Source organism: Bradyrhizobium sp. JR4.3 (assembly GCF_040547695.1).
Taxonomy (GTDB): domain Bacteria; phylum Pseudomonadota; class Alphaproteobacteria; order Rhizobiales; family Xanthobacteraceae; genus Bradyrhizobium; species Bradyrhizobium canariense.
Map to the genome: position 1 here is coordinate 1 of NZ_JBEPQF010000065.1, position 16,403 is coordinate 16,403.

18 protein-coding genes and 1 pseudogene are annotated in these 16,403 nt (G+C 59.0%); 10 read left to right on the top strand and 9 right to left on the bottom strand.

Translation table 11 applies throughout. From position 1 onward, the window contains the following. Positions 1–257 precede the first annotated feature (257 nt). From ABIB91_RS40700 to ABIB91_RS40710, 3 genes are all read right to left on the bottom strand, one after another. Complete coding sequence (locus tag ABIB91_RS40700; RefSeq protein WP_354172738.1) at positions 258–575, bottom strand: hypothetical protein; 318 nt, start codon at positions 573–575, stop codon at positions 258–260. Positions 576–1,513: 938 nt separating this feature from the next. Continuing rightward, a complete protein-coding gene (locus ABIB91_RS40705; RefSeq protein ID WP_354172736.1) occupies positions 1,514–1,750 on the bottom strand; it encodes a hypothetical protein in 237 nt (78 codons plus the stop codon). 21 nt (positions 1,751–1,771) lie between these two features. After that, positions 1,772–2,116: a hypothetical protein gene (locus ABIB91_RS40710; RefSeq protein ID WP_354172734.1), complete on the bottom strand. Its 345-nt coding sequence runs from the start codon at positions 2,114–2,116 to the stop codon at positions 1,772–1,774. Between the two features lie 85 nt (positions 2,117–2,201). On the opposite strand from ABIB91_RS40710, the gene ABIB91_RS40715 reads away from it, so the two are divergent. The 3 genes from ABIB91_RS40715 to ABIB91_RS40725 all read left to right on the top strand — a co-directional run bounded on the left by ABIB91_RS40715 (position 2,202) and on the right by ABIB91_RS40725 (position 4,019). Continuing rightward, complete coding sequence (locus ABIB91_RS40715) at positions 2,202–2,471, top strand: hypothetical protein (RefSeq protein ID WP_280096685.1); 270 nt, start codon at positions 2,202–2,204, stop codon at positions 2,469–2,471. A gap of 7 nt (positions 2,472–2,478) precedes the next feature. Then, the gene (locus ABIB91_RS40720) at positions 2,479–2,832 is read left to right on the top strand and encodes a HigA family addiction module antitoxin (protein WP_354172731.1); all 354 of its coding nucleotides are present in this window, start codon (positions 2,479–2,481) and stop codon (positions 2,830–2,832) included. A 158-nt stretch (positions 2,833–2,990) separates the two neighbouring features. Beyond that, positions 2,991–4,019, top strand: a complete 1,029-nt coding sequence (locus ABIB91_RS40725; RefSeq protein WP_354172729.1) for a S1/P1 nuclease — start codon at positions 2,991–2,993, stop codon at positions 4,017–4,019. Positions 4,020–4,448: 429 nt separating this feature from the next. Here the strand turns inward: ABIB91_RS40725 and ABIB91_RS40730 are convergent, their stop codons facing one another. Further along, positions 4,449–4,739 (bottom strand): hypothetical protein, encoded by a 291-nt coding sequence (locus ABIB91_RS40730; protein WP_354128255.1) that lies wholly within the window; start codon positions 4,737–4,739, stop codon positions 4,449–4,451. 25 nt (positions 4,740–4,764) lie between these two features. Further along, positions 4,765–5,487, bottom strand: a complete 723-nt coding sequence (locus ABIB91_RS40735; protein WP_354172727.1) for a hypothetical protein — start codon at positions 5,485–5,487, stop codon at positions 4,765–4,767. A gap of 708 nt (positions 5,488–6,195) precedes the next feature. On the opposite strand from ABIB91_RS40735, the gene ABIB91_RS40740 reads away from it, so the two are divergent. Then, the gene (locus tag ABIB91_RS40740) at positions 6,196–6,588 is read left to right on the top strand and encodes a hypothetical protein (protein ID WP_354172725.1); all 393 of its coding nucleotides are present in this window, start codon (positions 6,196–6,198) and stop codon (positions 6,586–6,588) included. A gap of 284 nt (positions 6,589–6,872) precedes the next feature. Continuing rightward, a complete protein-coding gene (locus ABIB91_RS40745; RefSeq protein WP_354172723.1) occupies positions 6,873–7,421 on the top strand; it encodes a nucleotidyl transferase AbiEii/AbiGii toxin family protein in 549 nt (182 codons plus the stop codon). A gap of 225 nt (positions 7,422–7,646) precedes the next feature. Here the strand turns inward: ABIB91_RS40745 and ABIB91_RS40750 are convergent, their stop codons facing one another. After that, positions 7,647–7,838 carry a hypothetical protein gene (locus ABIB91_RS40750; RefSeq protein WP_354172721.1) on the bottom strand — a complete coding sequence of 64 codons (192 nt, stop codon included), beginning with the start codon at positions 7,836–7,838 and terminating at the stop codon, positions 7,647–7,649. A 228-nt stretch (positions 7,839–8,066) separates the two neighbouring features. Here ABIB91_RS40750 and ABIB91_RS40755 point away from each other — a divergent pair, with 228 nt between their 5' ends. After that, positions 8,067–8,588 carry a thermonuclease family protein gene (locus ABIB91_RS40755; protein WP_354172740.1) on the top strand — a complete coding sequence of 174 codons (522 nt, stop codon included), beginning with the start codon at positions 8,067–8,069 and terminating at the stop codon, positions 8,586–8,588. Positions 8,589–9,207: 619 nt separating this feature from the next. On the opposite strand, the gene ABIB91_RS40760 is transcribed toward ABIB91_RS40755, so the two are convergent. Continuing rightward, positions 9,208–10,497, bottom strand: a complete 1,290-nt coding sequence (locus tag ABIB91_RS40760; RefSeq protein WP_280097004.1) for a M20 metallopeptidase family protein — start codon at positions 10,495–10,497, stop codon at positions 9,208–9,210. A gap of 80 nt (positions 10,498–10,577) precedes the next feature. Further along, positions 10,578–11,480 (bottom strand): hypothetical protein, encoded by a 903-nt coding sequence (locus ABIB91_RS40765; protein ID WP_354172720.1) that lies wholly within the window; start codon positions 11,478–11,480, stop codon positions 10,578–10,580. Between the two features lie 111 nt (positions 11,481–11,591). Between ABIB91_RS40765 and ABIB91_RS40770 the strand changes: the two genes are divergently transcribed. From ABIB91_RS40770 to ABIB91_RS40785, 4 genes are all read left to right on the top strand, one after another. Beyond that, a complete protein-coding gene (locus ABIB91_RS40770; protein WP_354172718.1) occupies positions 11,592–12,431 on the top strand; it encodes a hypothetical protein in 840 nt (279 codons plus the stop codon). A gap of 460 nt (positions 12,432–12,891) precedes the next feature. Then, positions 12,892–13,134: a hypothetical protein gene (locus ABIB91_RS40775; protein ID WP_280097001.1), complete on the top strand. Its 243-nt coding sequence runs from the start codon at positions 12,892–12,894 to the stop codon at positions 13,132–13,134. Then, positions 13,131–15,602, top strand: a complete 2,472-nt coding sequence (locus ABIB91_RS40780) for an AAA family ATPase (protein WP_354172716.1) — start codon at positions 13,131–13,133, stop codon at positions 15,600–15,602. Before ABIB91_RS40775 ends, ABIB91_RS40780 begins: the two co-directional genes overlap by 4 nt. 214 nt (positions 15,603–15,816) lie before the next feature. Further along, complete coding sequence (locus tag ABIB91_RS40785) at positions 15,817–16,035, top strand: hypothetical protein (protein WP_354172714.1); 219 nt, start codon at positions 15,817–15,819, stop codon at positions 16,033–16,035. Between the two features lie 252 nt (positions 16,036–16,287). Here ABIB91_RS40785 and ABIB91_RS40790 read toward each other — a convergent pair. Then, positions 16,288–16,403, bottom strand: a pseudogene (locus ABIB91_RS40790) (IS110 family transposase); the annotation flags it as partial.

A 16,403-nucleotide genomic window follows, 5' to 3' on the forward strand; every position in this document is an offset into this window, starting at 1 on the left:
TCATCCTCTCAGCCGTCGGCCACAACTTCCGCCGCATCCTAGCCTGGCTCAGAGAACTCTTGTGCCTGTTCCTGGTCCGACTATGCCGCGTGCTGGCCGGTCCAGCCCCGCTCAATTCGCCTTCTTAACGGACGACTAAGTTACCGCTGCTTAGATTGGCTTGCGTGGCCTTGGGCCAGGGCGCAGGGCCGACCTCGAACGCAACGTCGCTCCATCCCAACCGACCAACGATGAACGAACCTTTTGCTCTCAAGCTCCTACGCCAGATCATGGAATGGGATGAAGAGACTGCCACGCGGGAATACCGGTGGATCCGATTGATGTCGCTTCTCAAGTTTGACGGGTATCGAGACTACGTCGCCGGTGTCCGATTTGCAGAAAGCCTGGCGGGCTGGCTGAATGATCCCTTGTCCTCGCAGCGTCACCGGATGTTGCGGATGGCCGCTTTTGCGTAGCGCTGTGGCTACCTTTCTGGCGAGCGGAGGATTCTTTGCGTTTTCCCAGTCCTGTCGCACGACGGGGACCACGGCTGAGGGCTCGCGCTGCTTTTCGAGATAGGCGCGCACGCGCTCCATTCTCTGCTCCTTTACATTGTAGAGAATCTCGGCGGGCCTTGGATCGTGACGGGTCACGATCTGTCGCTGCTCCGGCTTTCGATCCTGGTTCGCTACAATCTTTCACTGCTCCGACGGTTGAGCGGCGCGCGGGACGGTGACGCCTGCGCTTAGCTGAGCAATGAGCCATAGATCTCGAGCCAAATTCGCAGTGGCCCGCAGCATGGCATTCGGTACCCGCGCTGCCAGCGCGTCACGATCGGTCACTGAACATAGCCGAAACCCGCGCGCGGCGTCCGCCGGTTCTCTCCAGCACGGCGGCGAAGCTGACCGCGAAGAGGAGCCGAGCTCCATCAGGATCGCGTCGGCAGCGGCATAAACATCTTCGCGACTAACGCTGTCCGACACCATAACGAGTTTCCCTTTCGGCTGGAATTCTAGCACCAACGCCGTTGAGGGTATCCTAACAACATAATTCGAAAGGGAGGGGGAACGCATCCGTTCCCCATTCCCAAAAGACGAACTCCCGAACTTCTCCCGATCTTGGACCTTCGATTCAAAAAATCACTGTGCCACAGGGGGTTTTCGGAAGGCCTTAAAAGTTAGGTGGTATAATGACCCCTGTTCTCCTCATGACACGAGTCCTTGCCGCTATCTTAAAAATAAGCGTTCCAAGACGGGGTTTAGGCTAAGTTCAAGTCATCCCGCTCAGTGTAACGCCGAAGGACTGGAGCGGGAACAAACGGCGCACAACGGCGCCCAGCGGAATATAAAGTCCCGAACTTCTCCGAAACTGGGAACGGGGTCGTTCCGCTCCCCGCCGGCACAACCTGTGCCGGCGGGACGGCCGGCCGGGCAGTGGCCGCCCCGGCGCGCCCGGCCGAGCGGCGTCGGGGCCGCTGCTGCCCGGAAGTACCGGAAACAACCGAAGCTTGACAAATGTAATGCTGTGCATTACATCAAGTCACATGCTTGCAAACGCCAACGTCGAGATCGATTGGGATCCCAACCACGCCGGCATGTGCGCGGTGCTGGATCCGGGCGTGCTCGTCGCGCAGCCGGACCCGTTCCACTCGGTCGGGCTTGCCATCCTGGGCACCAAACAGGCGCGGGCAGCCGACGCCCTGCGCCGCGAGCTCGCCGCGCTCGATCGCGGCATCGATGCGGTCTTCGCCAGTGCCCACGAGCAGGCCCATATCTTCGCCGGGGCGCTGTTCTCACAAAAACGGTTCTGGCGCCTCTACCGCGACATCGACAACACCGCCCTCGGCTTCACCGGCCGCGGCGCATTCGGTCGGACCGCAGGTCCGCTGCTGGGTCCAGCGCCGGGACCGACCGCTCCCGCACTCGAGCTGTCGTCGCGCCAGATCGCCCACATCCTGCGCCACATGCTCGCCGGCCTCGGCGAGAGCGAGCAGGACGACCTGGCGCTCACCACCGCCCTTCGTGCCCTCCTGCTCAAGGAGATTGCGCGCCTCGCCGCGTTCAAAGTCGTTCAGTTGCGCCGCGCGCCGGCTGCCGCCAGGTCGCTGCGCGACCGCGTCCTCCGCCTCGAGATCCACACCGGAAGTTCACCCCCGGCAACGGCTGCCATCAGCCTTGCCGCGTGCAAGGCAACATCCCCGATTGCAGCCTTGCAGGTGAACCATGCAACGATTTGCCACCAAGACCACCGAACTCATCGCCACGACCCGCTTCGGCGGCGGCATCCGCCAGCACATCACGGTGGCGGCGCACGAGATCATGCAGCTTCTCGTCGCCTGCCACTCCCTTCAGGACATCGGCGTCATCGGGACTATCACCCGCTTTGCCAAGACCGACGGGCTCTACGGCCTCAAGGTCGAGGGCAAGTGGTTCGTCACCTTCCGATGGTCGAAGGACTTTGGCGCCTACCAGATCCGGCTCGAACGGCGATAGGCCTGTCATGACGGCGACGAAGTATCTTCCCGCGCCCCCGGTGACCCCGGGGGACGTGCTCAGAAAACGCATCCTCGTCGCCGACGTCACCCAGGACACGCTGGCCAAGGCGATGGACGTGTCGCGCTTCTCCGTCAGCCAGATCATCAACGGCAAGCGCGCCGTCACGCCCGAGATGGCGTTGCGCCTGTCCCATGTCACCAGCACCACGCCGGAGTTCTGGCTCGACCTGCAGCGTCAAGTCGATCTCTACGCGGCCCGTCGCAAGCTTGGCGCCGAGCTCAAGCGCATGCCGGTGCTCCGCGCGCCAAAGAGCGAGACCGAGCTCTTCAAGACGCCTAAAACGACACGTTCGCTGTAGCGCCGTCGCTGCCAGCACAGCGGCGTCATTGCGGCGCCATCGAAGCTGGCAATTTTAGTGGGCATCGATGCGAGGCGATATTGACAGCTGCAACCGCGGCGTGTCTTCTTAATCGAATACATTTCGGACAAGCGTGATTGCCAACCAAAGGTATCGCCATGCGACCGAGAATTGCCGCGCTGATCTGCGCCACGCTCCTGACATTGTCTCACCGGGCCCAGGCCTGGAACGCCAACGGGCACCAGATCGTCGGCGCCATCGCCGACGAGATGCTCACCGTCAATGCCAAGAGCCAGGTTGCCACGATCCTCGCGGTGAACCTGCGCACCGCCGGCCCCTGGCTGGACTGCGTCAAGAGCGTTCATCGCTTTGCCGACGGCACGTTTCACTATGTGGTCGAGGAGGCTTTCGAAGCCCCGTGCAAGCCCTTCGCCTCGGCCCATCCCGTCATGCAGCAATACGTCAAGCGCAACTTCTTCCAGTGCAGCTATTTGACCAAGCGCAAGGACGACGACGGCAACGCCTATCAGGAAGAAATGGGCTGCCACAACACCTACCATTTCGACGATGTGGCGATCCAGCGCGGCCATTTCGATCGCAATTTCCAAGGTACCAACGACCACGACATCGTTGCGGCGATCAACGCCGCGATCGCGGTCCTGCTCGAAGGCCCATCGCCGCCACCGTTCAAGATTGCCGACAAGCGTGAAGCGCTGTTTCTGCTCGCGCACCTCGTGGGCGACCTGCACCAGCCGTTGCACGTCGGAGCGGTCTATCTCGACAAGGATGGCAAGCTGGTCGATCCCGACGTCACGCACACGATCGATCCGGCCACCGAAACCGTCGGGGGCAACGTCATCAAGGATTCCGGCAAAAACCTTCACACCGAGTGGGATGCCCCGCCGACCGGTTTCAAGGTTGAACAGGCGCTCGACTTGCTTCCGCTCGCAACTGCGGTCGCGATCGACAACGTCGCCCTGGAAGAGTGGGCCACGACCTGGGCCTCTGACACGCTTCGTCTCGCGCCGCAGGCCTTTGCCACCGCGACCTTCGCCAAGACGGCCGACGGCTGGGACGTCACCTTTGCCGACCCCACCTATGTCCAGAAGCAGGATGACCTCAAACGCCAGCAGCTGGCGAAGGCAGGCGCGCGGCTTGCGCATATCCTCAACAAGGTCTGGCCCTGACGCCACAGGCATTCATTCCGGCGATCCGGCACGAGGGATCATCGCACATGGCTTTCCGTGTGAAATTAAGCGTTCACACTGGCGGGAATAATGTCGGGCTGAGGTGGCAATCTGCCCAAGCGGGTTGCTTGTGACACGTTGATCAAGCAGCCTTGCGGCGGCCAGGCGTCGAGCGCACTCATTCTGAACTGGCGAAGGGAGAACGGTGCTTTGAGCTGGGCCGTGGGCGACTAATGCACCGCCGTAATTACGCACGACACGAAGTTCGCCAATGCGGGACGTTCAGGCAATGCGGGCGCCCCATTCGGCGGGCTCGCTAGCGTCGAAGAGTTGGTGAGCGTGATCAGCCGACCGAGCATCCCTTTTTGGGGCTTTCCTTTACGGAGGAATGGCAATCGTTGGGAGGCGCAGGTATCGCCACCCCTGACTTCAACCCTGAGACCCCACTATCTTGTTTCCAGAGACGACGAAGGTCTTGGCGCTTACGTCATTATCGACCGAGCCCTTCTTCTTGGCGCGCACGAGGGTCGAATGTTCGGACGTCCGTTCATCTTTGACCACGGCGTCGGATGCATATTTCCTTGCGACCTTAACGAATTCCTGAGCCACCCGATCTGGTTTTTCCGGTGGGCGGGCCGCCGCGTCCTGGCCTCGAGTGGGTGAATCAATTGGTTCCCACCCCTCTAGGGCGCCACTGAAATAGTCCGATTTTCCGGCCATATCGACCTCCGATCCGATGGATCATTTAATCCCAATAAAACGCCGCGTTCGGCGGCCACACCGACCCTGTCTGCCCTTTCAAGCCTATTTTGGCTTCGATCGAAGCATCCACCGGAAGGACGCTGGCGGCACCGCCCGGCAGCAAACCTTTCAGCGTTTCCACCTTTGCGTTCGCGTTCAGGTCGGTCCCGAAAGACATGACCGTAGTCGTTTTTGCCCTTATGACAGTCCGGATTAATGTCGCGGTCCGGCCGTAGAGCTTGATCGGTTGTGCATCGGCGATCAGTGGTTTGAGGAATTCGCATTCCTTAGACAAATTGGATTGCAAATCGTCGAGCGTGATGTCCTCGATGGTGGCGTCTGTGAAAACCAACGAGATGTTGTCGACCAGCTTACCGCTCGCCGCCAAGCCAAAGAGCTTCTTCAAATCGAAGAAGAAGGAGGCGGCGCTCTCAGAGATTCCTACGTATCTGGGAAGATCGAATTTATCCGGTTGCGGTGGCACCAGGCTGGGAAAGCAGACTGATCGCCGTTTCAGGACTGACCTGTCCCTCACGTCGATCACGTCTCCGACCTGCTGTCCCTCGGCCGTGATGAAAGGCTCGTAGCCTGCGTTCAGACTATTGAAGTATTGGACTAACGCCGCGCCGTACTCCTGGACGCTGGCCCCCGCCAGGGCGGGCTCTGCTTGCATGCCCGACATCAGAGCCGAAGCTAGTAAGGTAGCAATTGCTGCCCCTTTTATCATCGCTGCTTCTCCTCAACCTCGAATACACCAACGATCGACAGTGCCGTATACTGAAAGTGTATTTGAGGTTTGCCACCCGTGCCGCGCGATTAGTTCAGCAGAGTGAGCTCGGCCACTCTTTCGATTGCGAGGGACGTTGTAGAACATTGCGCGCATTACCTCGGATGAGCTGCCTTCTGGGGAGGACCGTGCAAGGGCACGATGTCTTCGTCGCAGACACTCGGTCTTGTCTTGGCGAGCATGGGCCCCGCCGACCACAATCTGGATCTGCTGCCTGCAGGTGAACATGGCGAACTCCATTCCTGACAGGCTGCTGGCACCGCGGTCCTGCGCAATAGAGCCGTGACAAGCCCAGCCGCGGCGGCTGTCATCGCCAACGGCCCCGGTCTGAAGTTTGAACAGCACGGCCAGCATCGACAAGAATTACGAACGCATCGTCGACGACGTGGTGAAGCTAACCGAGGTCGCCGCACTTTCAGTAATTACAAATGCCTCGCCAAAACCTTAATAGCATTGATGCAATTATGCAACTAATCAGATATAGATGGAAGTGCGTCTTTCTTGGCTCGTGGAACTCGTTCGAGGGACGGGCAAAGGCAAATGGGGTGGCGGAAGTCTTTATCTTCGATGGATCGGAGACGGTGGGATGCCCGGTTGCGTATTGCAGTCAGCACTGACTGATTTGATGTTGTGGTTGGAGGAAGCGAAATGGTGATCGTCAATTTGCCTGGAGGTGGCGTGCAGGAGGTTGGTGAGACCGAACTGCTTTGGCTTAGGAAAGCATTTGATAGCGAGTGGAAAGGGGCGACCATGCTCCGCTTAGTAGGGGATCGCATCTACTCGGCTGAGAAAGTCAGTGACTTAGTCGACAAATTTCAGGCCGCGAAAGTGCGTTTGGCCGAGTTCGCAGCTCCAGACGTCAAGGTAAAGATTGTCGTCAGTGCCGAACGGGTTCGGCAGGTCACGGAAGGCAATCCAGAGATCTACCACGAGCAGGCCAAGTCGATACTCGATTTCGGAGGCAGAGTATTTCTCGCAGTGCGGGAGGCCCCCAACGATGCGCGACAAAAGCTGAGGGATGCCAAGGCGGTTACCTCTTAGCTGGAGAAACCATCGCTATCTTGTTTTAAAGACTGCGTGAGCCGTGCAGCGCGTTCGGCTTTCGCAGAAGTTCGCGCTGCATACTTCAGCGATGGTCCAATCGATGTTCACTTGCAAGCGGGATTTGAGCCCTCACAAGGAGAGTACGATGGTGATCGAAGGCGCTACGGGGGTCGGGAGGCTGAGGCACGTTTGTTATCGCCATATGCCAGAGCCATCCAGTTCGACGATTTTACAATCTGGACAAGCTCAACATCGGTCTGATCGCTGATGCGACCATCTATGTGGACTATGACCCGCTCGCGAAAGGGAGTGGGTATGTCCCGCCCCAGGTGAAGCTTGAATTCGGCGCGCGATCAACCGGTGAACCGGCCGAAATCCGTCCGGTTACCTGTAATGCCGCCAGCCACTTGCCCGAGATCGAGTTTCCAACGGCGAAACCAAGGATCATGCTGCCCAAGAGGACCTTCTGGGAAAAGGCAACCGCGATCCACGTCTTTTGTGCACAGGGGATCGACGGTGATCGTATTTCCCGCCACTGGCATGATCTTGTGCGGCTCGACGACAAGGGCTTTGCCCAGGCTGCATTTGATGACAAGCCTCTTACCAAAGAAGTCGCTGACTGGAAGTCGAAGTTCTTCCGTGAGAAAGACAGCAACGACTACGTCGCGGCCATCTCCGGCAAGCTCCAGCTTGTTCCCGACGAGAGCATCCGCAAAGAACTGGAAGCGGATTATAAAAAAATGGGCGACGACGGGGTTCTACTGGGAGACGTCGATGACGAGATCATGAAGCGCTGCACAGCGTTGCAAGAAATGGCTAATGCAGGCTAGCGCGTTCGCTTTGGAAATCCGTCAATCTCTTTCGTCTGTGCAACGCAATCTCGGAGAGCGTCTGAACTTATGTTTCTGCCAAACGTGTTTGCACCTCGGTGACAAAGGCTGATGGCTGTAGGCAGAGTACATCATGTGAATTTCGGCTTTCGCGCGTGTGAAGCCCACATAGAACAAGCAGCGCCACTCCCGCAAGCGTTCCGCGGAGGCGTTGTTCCAAGGAATTCAGCCCTGGTCCGTGGCAAACAGGATCACCACCGAAAATTCGCGTCCCTTGGCACTATGTAAACTGGACAGATTGATGCGGTCCGAGCTGATACCTTCACCCGAGAATTGTGAAAGGGTCATCTCGGCATGGTCACCGCTACCGTCAATCCGCGCCAGGAAGTTTGATGAAATTTCCGCTTCGTCGGACAAGGTGCGGCAAGTCACCAAGAGCGGATCGATAAGCTCAGTTCGGATATCGACAAGCCAATTGTGAGCTTGGCCGGTTTCATCTCGTCAGTTCCAAAGCGCATCCATCAAGTTTCGCTGGAGGTAAGCCGGTCATCGTCCGTCTGCACGGCTTCGGCAAAGAGGCGATACCACTTGAAAACTGGCCGAAATCAAATCCGCGAGATTTGCGATAGCTACAAGGTCGTTGGGATGCGTCGAACCTCTCTCGCATTGAGTCTCGTCATTCTGTCAAACGTGGCCTTGGCCGACGATTTTGTCGGACACGCCAGCGTGATCGACGGCGACACGCTGGAAATGCATGGAGTGCGCATCCGGCTTTGGGGTATCGATGCACCGGAGAGCAGCCAGCTGTGCCGCGGCGAAGACAGTCTGCAATATCGTTGCGGTGCGCAGGCCGCGAACGACCTTGACGTCTTCATTGCCCGCCGTCCCGTCAATTGTGTCCCAGTCAGCCTCGACCCGTATGGCCGCACGGTCGCGACCTGCTCGGTCGCAGGCAGGGATCTCGGTGAATGGCTGGTACGCAGCGGCTTTGCGTTGGATTGGCCCCAATACTCGAAGGGCAGGTATCGCGAAGCTCAGCGCGAGGCTGAGCGCACCGGCCAGGGGCTCTGGAAGGGCAGCTACGTCGAGCCGTGGTTCTATCGTGCATGCATCCGCGCAAGTGGAAAGCCGTCCGCCTGTTCGGACGATGCAAATGCCCATCCTTGAAGCGATCTATTCAAGGCGCCAATTCACAACGTGCGTTGGCCAATCACCGCATTTGGGTAGATGGCTCTGGCGCCGTTTGGGCGACTCACGCTACCCATCATTCCCAATCACCTCAGTGCAGAATGGGAATGAAATGGTTGCTGCCACCCGTGAATTGCCGGCCTCTGGTTATGCGCTTGAAGTGGACGGCCGGCTCAAAGACTGAATTTGCAACCAGAGACGGCGCGAGGGCAGGCGGAAGAACTAAAGAAGCGTTTTCCCATGCTTCAGATCAGGATCTACGACGCGCAGACGAATGTACGCGAGGAAATCTAGAGCCGCTGATTCAAGTCTTGGCGGAGTTGCTCGGCCAGAGCGCGTGCGGCTGCCGGCGCACCGGGCTCTCGTCAATCGAGCCGCTTTGCGTCTCGGCCGTGCGGCTTCGATCCCTCGCGCAGTAGGTGCCATTCTAGCTTTTCTCTTGGCAGGCGAGAAGGCTTTCCTGGGCCTGCCTTGCAGTCCCAGCAATTGCAATACCCGGGAGCCTAGCCGCCCTTTCTTGAGGTTGGGACGACCATAGTCGCAGATGTCGCCTTATCGCTCGTCGGGCCAGGTTGCGTCGATGGCGCAGGTCGTTTGGCTATTGCCAGTCCATTTTGCCAGTGGTCCCAATGACGGCCAACGTCGTCATGAGACGAAGGCCTTGAGCGAAGACATCGGGGTGCGCATCAAACTCCTTTGTATGGACTCCAGCCAGTCCACGTCCGTCCCTGCTGACTCCGATGGAGAAGTACAGCGCGGGCATGACGTCCGTATAATATGAGAAATCCTCCGAGAACATGCCGCGCCCAGGGTGGGTCTCCAGCGCCCCGGGCCATGCCAGTGCGAGAGGCGGGATGATCTGCTCGAACAGCGCAGGTTCGTTACGCGTCGCCGGCGCACCCGGTCGGATCGTCCAGTCGTAATTTACAGTCGCCTCCGCTGCCATTCGCGAGACAAGCTGATCGAGCTTTTCCTTGAGTGAGGGCTCGCCGTTCTCGCCCTGTGCGATATTCTCGAAGCTGCGGATGGTGCCGCTGACATCGGCCTCCGCGGGGATAACATTGCCCGCATTGCCATCGGCGAGGAGTCGCGTGACCGAAATGATGACAGGCTTGTTAGCGATATCAAGGTGACGAGCCGGATACTCAGACAGCTCGATCGCCATGCGCGCGGCGACGAGCGGCGTATCGCTGCCTTCATTGGGCGCAGCCGCGTGCGAGCCCGTCCCTTTGATTTTGAGATGAAAGTAGTTGCTTCCGGCCAAGGCAAAACCTGGTGCGATCGCGATGGTCCCTATCGGCATGCCGGGAGCGACATGTTCGGCGAAGATTGTCTTGACCCCGAGGCGCTCGAGAATCCTCTCGTGCACAATGTCATCGGCGCCGCCCGGGGTTTCCTCGGCCGGTTGGAACAAGAAGACGATCCTTCCTGAAATACGGTTCTTGTTGGCGATCAGAATGGCAGCAGTGCCGAGCAAGATTGATGCGTGGATGTCATGACCACAATTATGCATCAAGCCGTCGATCCGTGAGCGCGGGGTGTGAGACATTGGCTCAACCGCGTTGAGCTCGAGGGGGCGGGCATCCATCTCAGCTCGCAGTGCAATAACTGGTCCCGGCCTACCGCTATCAAGAACTGCGATCACGGCCGTCGGCGCTTCGGTCGAGACGATAAACTCCGTGAAGCCAAATCCCTTCAGCGCATCCAGAAGATACGCCTGGGCCTTGAACTCCTTCTTCCCCAGCTCGGGATTCTCATGCAGGAACGTGTAGGCGCTTCGTACAGGCTCTATCATCGACGCAATTGTGGTCGACAAATCTGCGGCGGCCGCCGGTGCGCAGCCAAGAAGCGCCAGCAGGCTGAGACCAATGACGGCTATTTTTTGCACCGATGCCTCAACCCTCGTAAAAGGACGAAATTACAGGCCTTGTCGAGCTTTGTTCCAATCGAGAGGCGCGATCAATCGACCTAACGTCGATCACAGATCACGGTCCCCAGATAGGTTACGTTTGGCGCGGCCAGCTTGGTAAAATCGATGTCCATTGATCCGCCACCGAGTGTCGCAATCGTCCCGGAGGCGTTGAAATTCACGCCCGGAATCGCAAGCGCGGAAGCATTGATCTGGTCGATGGTAGCGAGGATGTCTTTGACTGCATTGCACATTCTGGGGAATTGATCGCCGGGCCTGCATTCCGCTGCTCGGATGCAATTGGCGAGCTTCTCATAAATCGCCTCGATTCTGCCTGTGACCTCGCCCAGCTTCTGATTGGCCCGTTTCAGCCGCGCCGTTCCCGCCACTTCTGCGAACCGGTCGTTGATTTGATCCGCCGACAGATGCTGGAGCTGCCACTCGGCAACAATTCGATCGAGATCTGCCTTCGAGAGCGGACGTCTTATCTCGGCCTGCGCCTCCACTATCATGCTTCGGCCATTGCGAAGTGTGTTGATCGCACTCTTGTAAGGTGAGGGGGCCTCGAGGGTGGACGAGGACGGCTGACCGAGTATTTCGTTGATGTACCCGTCCGCACGAGCCTTCTGCTCGTACACACGAACGAGAGCCATGGAGGCAACGAAAACCGCTGTGGCGCAGAAGGCAAGGAAGCCCGCGAATATGAAGAAATGAATGCGCGAGCGGAGATACTGCTCCGCGGTCATTCCCTTCGGCACGACGCGGCCAGTTTCGATACGTATCGCCTCCAGGCGATCTTCTTCTTTCAGCTTCTCGATCTTGTCCATCAGGATCTGGAAGCGTTTCACCCGCCACGCAATCAGCGTCCAGGCAAGGACCGTTGCCAGATACGCGATAAGGGCGAGAGGGCTCGCCGCCGCCCCGGGTATGGCATTTAGAAAGGCGCCAATTTCTTCGATCATATAGTTTGCAAGGAATGGTTGCGGTTTGCTTTTGCAAAGTGCAAATTGGATGCGATTTCCATATATCAAATCATAGGTTGTGGTCCGAGTTAAGATGTTTAGGAGGCTTGCTTGAAAATTCTTTGCGTCTCTCTACTAAAGAGCGCTCTCTGCTGTCTAGGCTTGGCAGGCGCGATCTTCCTTTCGATTGAGCTCCCCGTCTTTGCACAGTCAGCTGATCCTGCGGTCCAGTCCCAACCGTCCAAGGTCGAGCTTACGCAGCGGTTATCAGCGGCGATGTCCGCGGCCCGAGAAAAATTTGTGTTGGATTTCGGGCCAAACGCGTTTGACCGCGCGGACTATCCCGGTGGCAAGACTCTCGGAGACGTCTGGACGGATTATCTGGGACGTGCCGGGTATCCGAGCTCCCTTGCGGAGCGGCAAAGATACGCCGGGATCCTGCAGGCTGAACTCGACCAGCAGGCCGCGCTTGTGCTTGTGATGGCGCCTGCCCGCGACGAGGCTATTGAGCATAGGGTCGTCTCGCTGAGGCGGATCGTCTCGGGGCGATCGGCAAGACTGGTCGTGCGTCAAGACCCCAACGGAGGGCGCTTCTCGGTGGTGTTCGGAGAGGACACGTCCATCCAAACCACGCTACAGGCGGACGACGGCGCGAGCTATCAGCCGCGGTCTGGCGATGAGATCGCCTGGCAATTCACCTGTGCCGGAAAATTGCCTGACCTGAATGCCAGCGTCCGCGGTTGCTACGACAAGAATTACGGGTACTTGATGGCGAATTCAGCAAAGCGGCCCCTGGAATCGGCGCAGGGACGATATGTTTTCCAGGGAACCAGATCCACCGGCGAACAGATGATGCTCGAAGCGCCGAGCGGATTCTGCAGGCCTATTTTCCTGGAGCTCAAGTCCGGCGCGTGCAAGCTCGACGTCGAGATTGTCAGGGCTGGAAAGTAACTCGGCTCTCCCGGTGAGGTACTTGCTTTCCGATCTTGCAGGCTCGGCGCAGCAAGGGGCGGGCCATTAACCCGACGAGCTTGAAGTCATCGGCCCGCGGGCTCCTCGGCCGGAAGGGAGAACAAAATGGGCCTCGTCCCGTGAGCAAGACACCTCGCCGGGCTCGCCGCTTCCGACTCAAAGGTTGCGGCGCCGTGCTCTCAGCCGATTGTCGCATTTAACAGAATTGCGACGCGGGGGCGCTAAGAAACCTACTCGCGCGGCTGAGGAGGTCGCTCAGAATCAGTTTCGTACGGAAAGTACCAAGGGCGCGCTGTCTGCGAGGTGGATAACGCGTTAGCCGTGTTGAATGTGAGGCCGAATCCGTACCACGTGCGTGCACGAAAGCAGTAGCAAGACGATCATTTGCGTTGCCGCATTGTGTGACGACGACGAACGATTATGTGCTTGGGGGAGCATAGTGACGAATACTGAAATTGCGTTCGAAATCGATGACAGCAGAACCGTTGATGAAAACATCTCGGCGCTCTCGGCCGCGCTCAAGCGGATCGACGATCCCCTGGCAGACGTCCTGTCGGGGGCACTGTCAAGCCTCAGCCTGGACATCGCTCTCGATCACGATGCGCTCCTGGACGCGTTGTATGCAGCGACCTCGCCTGTCGAATCCCAGCCGACCGCCTCTGAGGAAGGCCCTGCACAATGAGCGGCTGGTATCTCCAGAAGGTCTCTATCGAAGGCTTTCGCGGCATCAACAACGAGGGTGCCCCTCTCGTCCTCAAACTCAAGACGGATTGCGTCAACTCCATCTCCGCGCCCAACGGGGTAGGAAAGACATCGATCTTTGATGCGGTGGTCTACGCGATCACCGGCCGAATTCCCAAACTCGATGATCTGCCCGCGGCCGAAAAGGGCTCGTCTTATTATCTGAACCGCTTCCATGCGGGTGGTGTGGGAACGATCACCCTGACCCTTATGCCTGCCGGCGGCGGCGCCGAGGTCGATGTGACGGTCCGGCGCGATGCCGCCGGCGGGCGAACCGTTGTGGCTAGCGCAGGTGCAGACGGAAATGCGATCCTCGCCGACCTCAATCGCGAGTTCGTCCTTCTCGATGGAAAGACATTTCAGGACTTTATCGATCTTGCGCCGCAGAAGCGCGGGCGCTCGTTCGCGGGGCTGCTGGGCCTGAAGCGTTACTCGTCCCTGCGGCAAGGGTTGGCCTCGCTGACAAACACGAGGGCATTCAACAATCACTTCGGCCTCGCCGGCAAAGAAGCCAAGCAAAATAGTGCCGCCGTATCCGTCCAGCGGGCCCGAGGCAATATCAAGGAGGCCTTCACGGCGCTCGTCGGCGACGAATACGATCCGGCCGAAGCCGAGGCGACGATGCTCGCGAAGGCGCATTCCGCCCTCAGTGGCATCGAACTGCTCAAGCCCCTCTGCGCGGGGAGGAGGTTCGAGGAGATCGATCCTTCAAGTTGCGTCGATGCAGCGAAGGCTGCCGAGGGAGGTGAGGCAAGGACAGAACTCGCGAAAATCCTGCGCGACGAGGCGAGGTGGTCAGAGGCCGTGAAAGCCACGCCAAGCGAACAGTATGCCAACCGCATCGTGGAACTGGCCGATGCTCGCGACGCCGCCCTAAACTTTACGCAAGGAGATCTGTTTCGTCAGCTCTACGGTCTCAGCGAAACCATCCTTGAGGATGACAGTTGGGCTGACAAGTGCCTCTGCCCCACATGTGATCAATCCGCTCCCGGTTCGATTCTCGACCACGTTCGCGACAAAATCGCGGCGTTTGAGGCCGTGGAGACTGCGTCTGCCAATCTGGCCCGAGAGTGGACCGAACAAGGCTGGAATCAGCTTGACGAGCTGGAACGGTTGGGCCGCCAGGAAGATGAGCCGGCCCAGCTCTCCGCTGCAAAGGACGTGGGACTGAAGGGGGCGCTGGACGGGGTGCGCGCACGCGCGCTCGCCGAATGGCTGAAGACGCTCAGGAAGCGCGCGCTCGCCAACGTCAAAGAGTTGACCGACAGGAAACTCACCCTGGAGAAGGGCCTTCCAGACAAGCTCACCGCTGTGGTGGAAAAGGCTGAAGCCGCACGCCGTCTTCAGAGCAATTTGTCGGACCTGCGCGCCGCGCGGAGAGAGCAGTCCGCCATCACTGCAGAGCTTGCGCGAATTGCCCGGGTCAAGAGCTTCCTTGACACAGCCAGCTCATGCTTCGCAAGCGCCGAATCCGCGGCGAGTGCGCGTCGGCTCGCCGCGATCGAGCCCGTCAGCCGAAATATCTTCGCAGCGATCATGTACACCGATGTCGTGCCGGCCCTGAGGAAGCGCACCGGCAGCGAGGATCTTTCCATCTCGCTTGCTCAGTTCTGGACGCTGCCGGACGTCTCAGCCCAAGCCGTTCTCTCCGAAAGCTATCGCAACGCCTTTGCGATCAGCGTCTATTTGGCGGCCGCTTCGCTCTATGGTGGGGGCGCCAAGTTTCTGATTCTCGATGACGTAACATCGAGCTTTGATTCCGGACACCAGTTCCACCTGATGAACGTGTTCAAGGAACAATTCGCCCGGCCCGGCGTCCCCGATGGCCCACAGGTCATCCTTCTCAGCCACGACACTGTCCTCGAGAAGCTGTTCAACACAAATGCCAACGAGGGCGGCTGGTGGCATCAGTGCATTCAGGGCACGGCACGAACATCGGTGCTGCCACAGTCGGGCGCAATCCATAAGATCCGCGATGCGACTCACGCCTTTCTGGATACCGGCAACACCGATGATGCCGCTCCCCGTATCAGACAGTATCTCGAGTTCAAGCTCGAGGAGATCATCTCCAAAGTCGGCATTCCGGTGCCGATCGGCATTGCGTTCAACGACGACAAGCACATGGCGAAAAACCTGATAGACGCCATCAGGGCAGCCGTCGATCTCCACGGCGCGGCTGGCCGCCTGGTCCTGGAGGCTGCCCAACTCGCCGGCCTCGGCACCTCGGTGGCAACCATCGTGAGCAATTACCTCTCGCATTGGTCGACGGGGCAGACCCATGCCTTCACGGCCCCGTCCCTGAAAGGGGTCATGCAAGCGATCGAGAATTTCGCGGGTTGCTTCCAGTTCGAGCATCCGGCAGGCTCGAACCAATACCGCTACTACCGGTCTCTTGGCCAAAGGATGTGAGGATGGGCAGGGCGGCTCGAGCCGGCCGTAAAATCATCCTAGCGCGACTTCTCATGGCATCGGCCGTCGAGGAGAGATAGCGTATCCTCGTAGCCAACACGAACTGCCTTCGACGGGGCTTAGGCTCTGCCCAGGCGCTAGGAATTAATCGCGCGCCCTGGGCAGGATTCCAAGTACGCGTCTCGCAACTCCCGTTCGTTGCAACCGATCACTCATGCCGCTCACCCCGGAAGAGCTTTCCCGTCAGAGCCAATTGAAATCTGCGCTTCAGGCCGAGAGGAACGCCCACAAGCTGGAAAATCTCGCGGCCGGACTTGTGGGCCGGTTGCTCGGTATTTCGATTGCGGTGGCCAAATCAGGTTTTCAACACGCTGGCGATGCGGGTGCGGTCGGCCAGCAGGATCGCCGGTTCCGCTTGGAGTGCAAGAAATAGTCGTCCGTTCTTTAATCGCGGGCACGGTGTCAACCCCGATAGACAAAAATGATCCGCTGCCGGGTTCATGGTTCTTTCCGCGGTCGTCTCTATGCAGGAGCGCCGCATGATGGCGTTCAAAAGGCGTGGCATCTCGATGTGAAGAGCGCGGTGCGTAAAGCCCGCAGGGACGACTTCGAGATTGCCCACACCTTCGTCCCGGCAGGGACGCTTGTTCCGCCGAAGGCGGATCCGGGTTGGTTTAAGACTGGTTCATGCGGTGCGCATCTCTGCCTGGAATTCGGTGCCGTCGGTCCAGATAGCATGGAGGATGACAGCCATTTTGCGAGCCACGGCAACCTTGGCCTTTTTGGCGCCGATGCGTTTGG